A 12,015-nucleotide genomic window follows, 5' to 3' on the forward strand; every position below is an offset into this window, starting at 1 on the left:
CCCACGCAAGTCGGATCGTTCAATAATAGCTTACAAACCCTGCTTAAACTGGTAATAACGCCCCTGTCGGGCAAGCAGTTCTGCGTGAGTACCTTGCTCAATAATTTGCCCGTTGTCCATCACTATTATTTGCTGGAAACGAGAGAGCCCGCGAAGTCGATGGGTGACCATTAACACCGTTTTCTCACGCATCATTTCTGCAAGTAATTCAAGGATCTGACTTTCAGTTGTGGCATCTAAGCCTTCGGTAGGTTCATCCAGCAATACCAGTGGCGCATCATGTAACAGCGCACGGGCGATAGCCAGACGGCGCAGTTCACCACCGGAGAGCTGGCGTCCGCCTTCACCTAACCAACTGTTGAGACCTGCATCCTCGAGCAGCTTCTCCAGACCAACTCGACGCAAGATCTCCGCCAGAGCTTCATCACTACTGCCAGGCGAGGCGAGTAACAGATTATCACGCAGCGTGGCGCTAAACAGATGCACTCGCTGTGGCACAACGCTGATGGTCTGGCGCAGAGTTGCTTCGTTCAGGCTGGCTATGGGACTATCGTTAAGTAAAATCTCGCCCTGTTGCGGGTCCCATGCGCGGGTCAGCAGTTGTAACAATGTTGATTTACCGCATCCGGTTCGCCCGAGAATCGCAATATGTTCTCCGGCGTTTACTTGAAGAGAAATCCCTTTCAGTGCTTGTTGGGATTGCTCCGGATAAGTGAACTGAACATCCCGTAACGTCAGCGAAACGCAATCGGCAACACGGGTTTGGGTATCAGGGAAGGTGACTTCAGGTTTTTGATCCGTTAAATCGGTGATCCGTACGGCAGAGGCAATGACTTGCCCCAGATGCTGAAATGCACCCGTTACTGGTGCCAGTGCTTCAAACGCGGCTAACGCACAGAAGACAAACAGGGCAATTAACGCGCCTGGTTGAGTATTGCCACCAACGCCGCCAGACGCCATCCACAGCATCAGGATCACCGCTAACGCGCCAATTAACAGCATTATTGCTTGCGACAAAGCTGTCAGTTCAGATTGACGGCGTTGCGCTTCCAGCCACTGAATTTCAGTATTCTCTAATTGCGTGCGATAACGATCGCTGGCACCAAAAATGGTCAGCTCAGCTTGCCCTTGCAGCCAGGCTGTCAGTTGTTGGCGATACTGCCCGCGAAGATGAGTCAGATTTTGCCCGGTGCTTTTTCCCGCACGATAAAACAGCGGTGGCATCAGCAAAAGCGTCAGTAACATAATGCCGCCCAGCGTAAAGGCGAGGGTGAAATCAAGGAAACTTAACCCGATTGTCACCACCATAATCACCACAAAAGCGCCCACCAGCGGCGAGATAACGCGCAGGTAAAGATGATCGAGCGTATCAACATCCGCCACCACGCGGTTGAGCAATTCGCCCTGACGATAGCGCGCCAGTCCGGCAGGGGAGAGGGGGAGCAATTTGCTGAAGGTGTAAATGCGCAGATGCTGCAACACGCGGAAAGTCGCGTCATGGCTCACCAGACGTTCAAAATAACGCCCGGCGGTACGGGTGATTGCTGCGCCACGCACGCCTGCAGCGGGTAGCATATAGTTGAAGCTATACAGTCCTGCAACGCCCGCCACCGCTGAGGCGGAGAGGAACCAGCCGGAAAGTGTCAACAGACCGATACTGGCGAGCAGTGTGACAATTGCTAGCACAATGCCAAGGCTTAACATCCATTTATGACGTTTATACAGAGCCAGATAGGGTAGCAAAGCGCGCATTTAAATCTCCTCCTGACGATGGGCCAGCAATGTGGCAAAAGGACCGTTAGCCACGCTTAATTCCGCGTAACGTCCTTGCTCGATAATCTGACCATCCTGCATTACCCAAATGACATCCCAGTCAGCAAGATCTTCTAACTGGTGGGTGACCATTAACGTTGTCTGGCGCAGAGAGGCGGCATTCAGCGCCTCCATTACGCGCTGTTCACTGTGAGCATCAAGGCTTGCTGCGGGTTCATCCAACAGTAATAGCGAACAGGGATTCAGTAATGCACGCGCCACCGCCACACGTTGTGCCTGGCCTACGGAAAGGCGGGCAGCCTGGTCGCCAACAGGCGTATCAACTCCTTGTGGCAGGAGCGGTAGAAACTCACTGACCCACGCGTTATCCAGTGCTGTTTGTAACTCTTGTTCGCTGGCATCAGGTCGTGCCAGCAGTACGTTATCTCGTAGTGTTGCTGCTGGTAATTGTGGATTTTGACCAACCCAGGAGAGATGCTTACGCCATGATTCCGGTGATAAATCACGTAATTCTATTCCGTTGATTCGTAGCGATCCCTGATATGAAAGAAAACCGGAAAGCGCATTCAGTAGTGAGCTTTTACCTGAACCGCTACGACCAACCAACACCGCTCGTTGGCCTGCTGGCAAAGTAAAGTTCAACGGACCTGCCAGCGTTTTACCTTCCGGCGACGTGATAAACAGATCCTCGGCCTCAATGGTCACCGGATCGGCCGACGTTAATTCAGCCTCACCGCGCTGCGGATGGGCGAGCGGGGTTTCCATAAACGTTTTCAGACTGTCCGCCGCGCCAACAGCCTGGGCTTTAGCATGATAAAACGTACCCAGATCGCGCAATGGCTGGAAAAACTCCGGCGCAAGGATCAGGGCCAGAAACCCCGCAGCCAGCGTCACGCCAGTATCGTAGTGACCAAAATCCAGCTCGCCGAGGTAGGAAAAACCAAAGTAGACCGCCACCAGAGCAATTGACAGCGAGGTAAAAAATTCGAGAATGCCGGAGGATAAAAACGCCAGCCGTAGCACTTCCATTGTCCGTTGGCGGAAATCTTCCGAAGCAGAACGAATACTTTCAATTTCAGCTTCGCCACGACCAAAAATACGCAATGTTTCCATGCCGCGCAGGCGATCGAGGAAATGTCCACTTAAGCGAGCAAGTGCAAGAAAGTTACGTCTGTTAGCATCGGCAGCTCCCATTCCAACCAGCGCCATAAACAAGGGAATTAACGGTGCAGTACCCAACAGAATGAGTGCTGCAGCCCAGTTAGAGGGGAAGATAGCCACCACAATCAGCAGCGGCACCGATACCGCCAGCGCCATTTGTGGCAGGTAGCGTGCATAGTAATCATGCATATCGTCAATTTGCTCGAGTACCAGCGTCGCCCAACTACCTGCCGGTTTACCCTGAATCCACGCTGGCCCTGCTTGTTGCAGACGGTCGAGAACCTGACGGCGGATGGCAAAGCGGATATGCTGCCCGGCGTGATAACCCACTCGTTCGCGTAACCAGACCACCCATGCGCGCAGTACAAAGGTCAGAACCAGTAACGTAAAGGGAAGCAGCAGGGCTTCACGGGGAATACTCTCCATAATCATATGTTGCAGAATACGCGCCATGAACCAGGCCTGGGCAATGATCAATATGCCGCTCACAAAGCCCAGTAGACGAGAAATATTCAGCCAACGTTGGGAGATGACGCTTTGCTGTTTTAACCAGCGGGTTAACTCTTTTTGACGGGATTTATTCATTGCACGCTTAGCAGGTGAGTTATCAGAATTATTTGCAGAGCAATGTTACAACGGGGAAAAAATAAAGGCGACCCATAGTCGCATGGTGTCGCCTTCTTTACTTTTGTTACTGATTTGTAAAATTATTTTGCGTCAGCTAAACCATCGAGGTAGCGTTCCGCATCAAGTGCCGCCATGCAGCCTGTACCCGCAGATGTAATGGCCTGGCGATAAATGTGATCCATCACGTCGCCTGCGGCAAAGACGCCAGGGATGCTGGTCTGGGTGGCATTACCATGAATACCCGACTGCACTTTGATGTAGCCGTTTTCCAGTTCCAGCTGCCCTTCGAAAATAGCCGTGTTCGGGCTGTGGCCGATAGCAACAAACAGACCGGCAACGTCGAGTGACTCGATATTATCGGTGTTTTGCGTATCGCGCAGACGAACGCCAGTGACGCCCATCTGATCGCCGGTCACTTCTTCCAGCGTACGGTTGGTGTGCAGAATAATGTTGCCGTTCTCCACTTTATCCATCAGACGCTTAATGAGGATTTTTTCCGCGCGGAAACCATCTCGGCGGTGAATCAGATGAACTTCCGAAGCGATGTTAGACAGATACAGCGCCTCTTCAACCGCGGTATTGCCGCCGCCGATGACCGCAACTTTCTGGTTACGATAGAAGAAACCGTCGCAGGTTGCACAGGCAGAAACCCCACGCCCTTTAAAGGCTTCTTCAGAGGGCAGGCCGAGATAGCGAGCAGAAGCTCCAGTGGCAATAATCAGCGCATCGCAAGTGTATTCGCCGCTATCGCCAGTCAGACGGAACGGACGATTCTGCAAATCTACTTTGCTGATGTGATCAAAAATGATTTCAGTTTCAAATTTAGCGGCATGTTCGTGCATGCGCTCCATTAATAACGGACCGGTCAGATCGTTTGGATCGCCTGGCCAGTTTTCCACTTCCGTAGTGGTGGTCAGTTGGCCGCCTTTTTCCATGCCGGTAATCAGCACAGGTTGCAGGTTGGCGCGCGCCGCGTAGACAGCAGCGGTGTATCCCGCCGGGCCTGAACCCAGGATAAGCAGTTTACTGTGTTTGGTCGTGCCCATGAGATCCCCATAGTTGTTGGCAGACAATGGGCAGGATTGTAGGGAATTTACAGACGTAAAAAAAGAGTATGACGATTTTGTTAACAATTTGTGCAATCGGCAGTATCGATAAGCAGGTCAAACTCCCTCCGGCATTATCACCTCTGCTACTTAAATTTCCCGCGTTATAAGCCGATTAAATGATGAATAAACGCCCCTGTTAATGAATATCTGGCATGTTGTACTAAAAATCGATGTTTTGCTTTGACAATCCCCTGGTGTTTTGCGAAAACATTCGAGGAAGAAAAAAAACAGTATTCTTATATGCGCATAACCATGCATGTAAATACCATGTTTACCGTGCTAGTGAAATCTACGTATGGCGTGGACAGACGCCATTCGTGATGTCGATAGCTGCCACCAGGCAACGGTCTTCTCACCGTAGACCAGGCATTGCGCGCCGTGAATCTTAATGATTTCGGTCTATCGTGACGGGTAGCGACTCTGAACAGTGATGTTTCAGGGTCAGACAGGAGTAGGGAAGGAATACAGAGAGACAATAATAATGGTAGATAGCAAGAAGCGCCCTGGCAAAGATCTCGACCGTATCGATCGTAACATTCTTAATGAGTTGCAAAAGGATGGGCGTATTTCTAACGTCGAGCTTTCTAAACGTGTGGGACTTTCCCCAACGCCGTGCCTTGAGCGTGTGCGTCGGCTGGAAAGACAAGGGTTTATTCAGGGCTATACAGCGCTGCTGAACCCCCATTATCTGGATGCATCACTTCTGGTATTCGTTGAGATTACTCTGAATCGTGGCGCACCGGATGTGTTTGAACAATTCAATACCGCTGTACAAAAACTTGAAGAAATTCAGGAGTGTCATTTAGTATCCGGTGATTTCGACTACCTGTTGAAAACACGCGTGCCGGATATGTCGGCTTACCGTAAGTTGCTAGGGGAAACCCTGCTGCGTCTGCCTGGCGTCAATGACACGCGGACATACGTTGTTATGGAAGAAGTCAAGCAGAGTAATCGTCTGGTTATTAAGACGCGCTAACACGGAACAGGTGCAAAATCGGCGTATTTTGATTACACTCCTGTTAATCCATACAGCAACAGTACTGGGGTAACCTGGTACTGTTGTCCGTTTTAGCATCGGGCAGGAAAAGCCTGTAACCTGGAGAGCCTTTCTTGAGCCAGGAATACACTGAAGACAAAGAAGTCACATTGACAAAGTTAAGTAGCGGCCGCCGCCTTCTGGAGGCGTTGCTGATCCTTATTGTCCTGTTTGCCGTCTGGTTGATGGCTGCCTTACTAAGCTTTAACCCTTCGGACCCCAGCTGGTCGCAAACGGCCTGGCATGAACCTATCCATAATATAGGTGGGATGCCCGGTGCGTGGCTGGCAGATACGCTGTTCTTTATTTTTGGCGTGATGGCTTACACCATTCCCGTCATTATTGTCGGCGGTTGTTGGTTTGCCTGGCGTCATCAATCCAGCGACGAATACATTGATTATTTTGCCGTTTCGCTACGCATCATTGGCGTTTTGGCGCTCATCCTTACCTCCTGTGGTCTGGCGGCAATCAACGCTGACGATATCTGGTATTTTGCCTCCGGTGGCGTCATTGGCAGCTTACTAAGCACTACGCTACAACCACTGCTACACAGTAGCGGGGGAACTATTGCGCTGCTCTGCGTTTGGGCAGCGGGCCTGACGCTGTTCACCGGTTGGTCATGGGTGACCATTGCTGAAAAACTCGGCGGCTGGATTTTAAACATTCTCACCTTCGCCAGTAATCGTACCCGTCGCGATGATACCTGGGTCGATGAAGATGAGTATGAAGACGACGAAGAATATGAAGATGAAAATCACGGCAAACAGCATGAATCACGCCGTGCCCGTATTCTTCGCGGCGCGTTAGCGCGTCGTAAACGTCTGGCGGAAAAATTCATTAATCCGATGGGGCGGCAAACAGATGCTGCGTTGTTCTCCGGTAAGCGGATGGATGATGAAGAAGAGATTACCTACACTGCACGCGGTGTGGCTGCCGACCCTGACGACGTCCTCTTTTCGGGCAATCGTGCAACGCAGCCAGAATATGACGAATACGATCCATTATTAAACGGTGCGCCAATTACCGAACCTGTTGCTGTAGCTGCTGCTGCTACCACGGCGACACAAAGCTGGGCTGCACCGGTTGAACCTGTGACTCAGACGCCGCCAGTTGCCTCTGTTGATGTTCCACCTGCGCAACCAACTGTAGCCTGGCAGCCTGTACCGGGGCCGCAAACGGGCGAGCCGATTATTTCTCCTGCACCGGAAGGTTACCCACAGCAACCACAATATGTGCAGCCTGCAGTGCAATATAATGAGCCGCTGCAACAACCTGTACAGCCACAGCAGCCGTATTATGCACCTGCGGCGGAACAACCTGTGCAGCAGCCTTGTTACGCTCCTGCGCCGGAACAACCTGTTCAGCAACCGTATTACGCTCCTGCACCTGAACAACCGGTGGCAGGTAACGCCTGGCAAGCCGAAGAGCAGCAATCCACTTTTGCTCCGCAGTCTACATACCAGACGCAGCAAACTTATCAGCAGCCAGCCGCTCAAGAACCGTTATACCAACAGCCGCAATCCGTTGAACAGCAGCCTGTTGCGGAGCCTGAACCCGTTGTAGAAGATACAAAACCCGCACGTCCGCCGCTTTACTATTTTGAAGAAGTGGAAGAGAAGCGTGCCCGTGAACGTGAACAACTTGCGGCCTGGTATCAACCGATTCCTGAACCGGTTAAAGAACCAGAACCGATTAAATCATCGCTGAAAGCACCTTCTGTTGCAGCAGTACCTCCAGTAGAAGCCGCTGCCGCTGTTTCTCCGCTGGCATCTGGCGTGAAAAAAGCGACATTGGCGACGGGGGCTGCCGCAACCGTTGCCGCACCAGTCTTCAGTCTGGCAAATAGCGGTGGACCGCGTCCGCAGGTTAAAGAGGGGATTGGCCCGCAGTTGCCACGACCGAAACGTATCCGGGTGCCAACTCGTCGTGAACTGGCGTCATATGGCATTAAGCTGCCCTCACAGCGTGCAGCAGAAGAAAAAGCCCGTGAAGCCCAGCGCAATCAGTACGATTCCGGCGATCAGTATAACGATGATGAAATCGATGCGATGCAGCAGGATGAACTGGCGCGTCAGTTCGCCCAGACGCAGCAGCAACGCTATGGCGAACAGTATCAACATGATGTGCCAGTCAACGCAGAAGATACAGATGCTGCAGCAGAGGCAGAACTGGCTCGTCAGTTTGCTCAAACTCAACAGCAACGTTATTCGGGCGAACAACCAGCTGGGGCGAATCCGTTCTCGCTGGATGATTTCGAATTTTCGCCAATGAAAGCTTTGCTGGATGATGGGCCACACGAGCCGCTGTTTACGCCAATTGTTGAACCTGTACAGCAGCCGCAACAACCGATAGCGCCGCAGCAGCAATACCAGCAGCTACAACAACCGGTTGCACAGCAGCCGCAATATCAGCAGCCGCAACAGCCGGTTGCACCACAGCCGCAGTATCAGCAGCCACAACAGCCGGTTGCACCACAGCAGCAATATCAGCAGCCGCAACAGCCAGTTGCGCCGCAGCCGCAGTATCAGCAGCCACAACAACCGGTTGCGCCGCAGCCGCAGGATACCCTGCTTCATCCGCTGTTGATGCGCAATGGCGACAGCCGTCCGTTGCATAAACCGACGACGCCGCTGCCTTCTCTGGATTTGCTGACGCCGCCGCCGAGCGAAGTGGAGCCGGTAGATACCTTTGCGCTTGAACAAATGGCGCGTCTGGTGGAAGCGCGTCTGGCTGATTTCCGTATTAAAGCCGATGTCGTCAATTATTCTCCGGGGCCGGTTATCACTCGCTTTGAATTGAACCTGGCACCGGGCGTAAAAGCGGCGCGTATTTCTAACTTGTCACGTGACCTTGCCCGTTCACTTTCGACGGTGGCGGTGCGTGTCGTTGAAGTTATTCCTGGCAAACCCTATGTAGGTCTGGAGTTACCGAATAAAAAACGACAAACCGTTTATCTGCGCGAAGTTTTGGATAACGCCAAATTCCGCGATAATCCGTCGCCATTAACCGTGGTGCTGGGTAAAGATATCGCCGGTGAGCCGGTGGTTGCCGATCTGGCGAAAATGCCGCACTTGTTGGTTGCGGGGACTACCGGTTCCGGTAAGTCTGTCGGTGTGAACGCGATGATCCTGAGCATGCTTTATAAAGCACAGCCAGAAGATGTGCGTTTCATCATGATCGACCCGAAAATGCTGGAGCTTTCGGTTTATGAAGGCATTCCGCACCTGTTAACGGAAGTCGTTACCGATATGAAAGATGCCGCCAACGCGCTGCGCTGGTGTGTTAACGAGATGGAGCGTCGTTATAAACTGATGTCTGCACTGGGTGTGCGTAATCTGGCGGGTTATAACGAAAAAATTGCTGAAGCCGATCGCATGATGCGTCCGATTCCAGACCCGTACTGGAAGCCGGGTGACAGTATGGATGCCCAGCATCCGGTGCTGAAAAAGGAACCGTACATTGTGGTGTTGGTGGACGAATTTGCCGACCTGATGATGACGGTAGGTAAAAAAGTGGAAGAGCTGATAGCACGTCTGGCGCAAAAAGCCCGTGCTGCAGGTATCCACCTCGTACTGGCAACTCAGCGTCCATCGGTTGATGTTATTACTGGTCTGATTAAAGCGAATATTCCGACCCGTATCGCCTTTACCGTATCCAGTAAGATTGACTCACGTACCATTCTTGATCAGGCTGGCGCGGAATCACTGCTGGGTATGGGGGATATGCTTTACTCTGGGCCGAACTCCACGTTGCCGGTACGTGTTCATGGTGCTTTTGTTCGCGATCAGGAAGTTCATGCCGTGGTGCAGGACTGGAAAGCGCGTGGTCGCCCACAGTATGTTGACGGCATCACCTCCGACAGCGAAAGCGAAGGTGGTGCGGGTGGTTTCGATGGCGCTGAAGAATTGGATCCGTTGTTCGATCAGGCAGTGCAGTTTGTCACTGAAAAACGCAAAGCGTCAATTTCAGGCGTACAGCGTCAGTTCCGCATTGGTTATAACCGTGCGGCGCGGATTATCGAACAGATGGAAGCGCAGGGGATTGTCAGCGAACAGGGGCACAATGGTAATCGTGAAGTATTGGCCCCACCTCCGTTTGACTAATTAGAGTATCGTAGGCCGGATAAGATGCGATAGCATCGCATCCGGCAATCTGGTAACTGAAAATTCAGTATTTTCTTCTTTCCTCAAGCTGATTATTAGCCTGGAATAGAGAGTAGAGGGAACTCCCGGTCGGGAGTGACGTAATTTGAGGAATAATGATGAAAAAAATTGCCATCACCTGTGCATTACTCTCAAGCTTAGTAGCAAGCAGCGTTTGGGCTGATGCCGCAAGCGATCTTAAAAGCCGCCTGGATAAAGTCAGCAGCTTCCACGCCAGTTTCACACAAAAAGTGACTGACGGTAGCGGCGCGGCGGTGCAGGAAGGTCAGGGCGATCTGTGGGTGAAACGTCCAAACTTATTCAACTGGCATATGACTCAACCTGATGAAAGCATTCTGGTTTCTGACGGTAAAACACTGTGGTTCTATAACCCATTCGTTGAGCAAGCTACGGCAACCTGGCTGAAAGATGCTACCGGTAATACGCCGTTTATGCTGATTGCCCGCAACCAGTCCAGCGACTGGCAGCAGTACAATATCAAACAGAATGGCGATGACTTTGTCCTGACGCCGAAAGCCAGCAATGGCAATTTGAAGCAGTTCACCATTAACGTGGGGCGTGATGGCACAATCCATCAGTTTAGCGCGGTGGAGCAGGACGATCAGCGCAGCAGTTATCAACTGAAATCCCAGCAAAATGGGGCTGTGGATGCAGCGAAATTTACCTTCACCCCGCCGCAAGGCGTCACGGTAGATGATCAACGTAAGTAGAGGCACCTGAGTGAGCAATCTGTCGCTCGATTTTTCGGATAATACTTTTCAACCTCTGGCCGCGCGTATGCGGCCAGAAAATTTAGCACAGTATATCGGCCAGCAACATTTGCTGGCTGCCGGGAAGCCATTGCCGCGCGCTATCGAAGCTGGGCATTTGCATTCTATGATCCTCTGGGGGCCACCGGGTACCGGCAAAACAACCCTCGCTGAAGTTATAGCCCGTTATGCGAACGCTGATGTGGAACGTATTTCTGCCGTCACCTCTGGCGTGAAAGAGATTCGCGAGGCGATCGAGCGCGCTCGGCAAAACCGCAATGCTGGTCGCCGCACTATTCTTTTTGTTGACGAAGTTCACCGTTTCAACAAAAGCCAGCAGGATGCATTTCTGCCACATATTGAAGACGGCACCATCACTTTTATTGGCGCAACCACTGAAAACCCGTCGTTTGAGCTTAATTCGGCACTGCTTTCCCGTGCCCGTGTCTACCTGTTGAAATCCCTGAGTACAGAGGATATCGAACAGGTACTGACTCAGGCGATGGAAGACAAAACCCGCGGTTATGGTGGTCAGGATATCGTTCTGCCGGGTGAAACAAGACGCGCCATCGCTGAATTGGTGAATGGCGACGCGCGCCGCGCGTTAAATACGCTGGAAATGATGGCGGATATGGCTGAAGTCGATGATAGCGGTAAGCGAGTCCTGAAGCCTGAATTACTGACCGAAATCGCCGGTGAGCGTAGCGCCCGCTTTGATAACAAAGGCGATCGCTTTTACGATCTGATCTCTGCACTGCATAAATCGGTGCGTGGGAGCGCACCCGATGCGGCGCTGTACTGGTATGCGCGAATTATTACCGCCGGTGGAGATCCGTTATATGTCGCGCGTCGCTGCCTGGCGATTGCGTCTGAAGATGTGGGTAATGCTGACCCACGGGCGATGCAGGTGGCAATTGCGGCCTGGGATTGCTTTACTCGCGTTGGTCCGGCTGAAGGTGAACGTGCCATTGCTCAGGCGATTGTTTACCTGGCCTGCGCGCCAAAAAGTAACGCTGTCTATACCGCATTTAAAGCCGCGCTGGCCGATGCTCGCGAACGTCCGGATTATGACGTGCCGGTTCATTTGCGTAATGCGCCGACGAAATTAATGAAGGAAATGGGCTACGGTCAGGAATATCGTTATGCTCATGATGAAGCAAACGCTTATGCTGCCGGTGAGGTTTACTTCCCGCCGGAAATAGCACAAACACGCTATTATTTCCCGACAAACAGGGGCCTTGAAGGCAAGATTGGCGAAAAGCTCGCCTGGCTGGCTGAACAGGATCAAAATAGCCCCATAAAACGCTACCGTTAATGTTATCGTTGCGGTAATGTTGTTACTGTATCCCTGTGGTCGCAGGCTGTGGCCACATCTCCCATTTAATTCGATAAGCACA

7 protein-coding genes are annotated in these 12,015 nt (G+C 52.0%); 4 read left to right on the forward strand and 3 right to left on the reverse strand.

Features of this window, described 5'->3' with window-relative positions:
• Positions 1 to 30: 30 nt before the first annotated feature.
• The 3 genes from cydC to trxB form a co-directional block, all read right to left on the reverse strand.
• A complete protein-coding gene (gene cydC, locus ATB02_RS01690) occupies positions 31 to 1,752 on the reverse strand; it encodes a heme ABC transporter ATP-binding protein/permease CydC (RefSeq protein WP_032183844.1) in 1,722 nt (573 codons plus the stop codon).
• Positions 1,753 to 3,519, reverse strand: a complete 1,767-nt coding sequence (cydD, locus tag ATB02_RS01695; RefSeq protein ID WP_001043631.1) for a heme ABC transporter permease/ATP-binding protein CydD — start codon at positions 3,517 to 3,519, stop codon at positions 1,753 to 1,755.
• Positions 3,520 to 3,641: 122 nt separating this feature from the next.
• Positions 3,642 to 4,607 carry a thioredoxin-disulfide reductase gene (gene trxB, locus ATB02_RS01700; protein ID WP_105270989.1) on the reverse strand — a complete coding sequence of 322 codons (966 nt, stop codon included), beginning with the start codon at positions 4,605 to 4,607 and terminating at the stop codon, positions 3,642 to 3,644.
• Between the two features lie 544 nt (positions 4,608 to 5,151).
• Between trxB and lrp the strand changes: the two genes are divergently transcribed.
• The 4 genes from lrp to rarA all read left to right on the forward strand — a co-directional run bounded on the left by lrp (position 5,152) and on the right by rarA (position 11,933).
• Positions 5,152 to 5,646: a leucine-responsive transcriptional regulator Lrp gene (gene lrp / locus ATB02_RS01710; RefSeq protein WP_000228473.1), complete on the forward strand. Its 495-nt coding sequence runs from the start codon at positions 5,152 to 5,154 to the stop codon at positions 5,644 to 5,646.
• Between the two features lie 134 nt (positions 5,647 to 5,780).
• Positions 5,781 to 9,809 carry a DNA translocase FtsK gene (gene ftsK / locus ATB02_RS01715; RefSeq protein ID WP_105270990.1) on the forward strand — a complete coding sequence of 1,343 codons (4,029 nt, stop codon included), beginning with the start codon at positions 5,781 to 5,783 and terminating at the stop codon, positions 9,807 to 9,809.
• Between the two features lie 158 nt (positions 9,810 to 9,967).
• Entirely contained in the window at positions 9,968 to 10,579 is a 612-nt protein-coding gene (lolA, locus tag ATB02_RS01720) for an outer membrane lipoprotein chaperone LolA (RefSeq protein WP_001295343.1), read from the forward strand.
• A gap of 10 nt (positions 10,580 to 10,589) precedes the next feature.
• On the forward strand, positions 10,590 to 11,933 hold the full coding sequence (gene rarA / locus ATB02_RS01725; protein WP_000067769.1) for a replication-associated recombination protein RarA: 1,344 nt from the start codon (positions 10,590 to 10,592) through the stop codon (positions 11,931 to 11,933).
• Positions 11,934 to 12,015 lie beyond the last annotated feature (82 nt).

Source organism: Escherichia sp. MOD1-EC5189, from assembly GCF_002966045.1.
Taxonomy (GTDB): domain Bacteria; phylum Pseudomonadota; class Gammaproteobacteria; order Enterobacterales; family Enterobacteriaceae; genus Escherichia; species Escherichia coli_F.

Excerpts from the sequence above, each read along its gene's own strand:
- trxB (WP_105270989.1), bottom strand. The coding sequence starts at position 4,607 with ATGGGCACGACCAAACACAGTAAACTGCTTATCCTGGGTTCAGGCCCG.
- cydD (WP_001043631.1), bottom strand. The coding sequence starts at position 3,519 with ATGAATAAATCCCGTCAAAAAGAGTTAACCCGCTGGTTAAAACAGCAA.
- cydC (WP_032183844.1), bottom strand. The coding sequence starts at position 1,752 with ATGCGCGCTTTGCTACCCTATCTGGCTCTGTATAAACGTCATAAATGG.
- lrp (WP_000228473.1), top strand. The coding sequence starts at position 5,152 with ATGGTAGATAGCAAGAAGCGCCCTGGCAAAGATCTCGACCGTATCGAT.
- lolA (WP_001295343.1), top strand. The coding sequence starts at position 9,968 with ATGAAAAAAATTGCCATCACCTGTGCATTACTCTCAAGCTTAGTAGCA.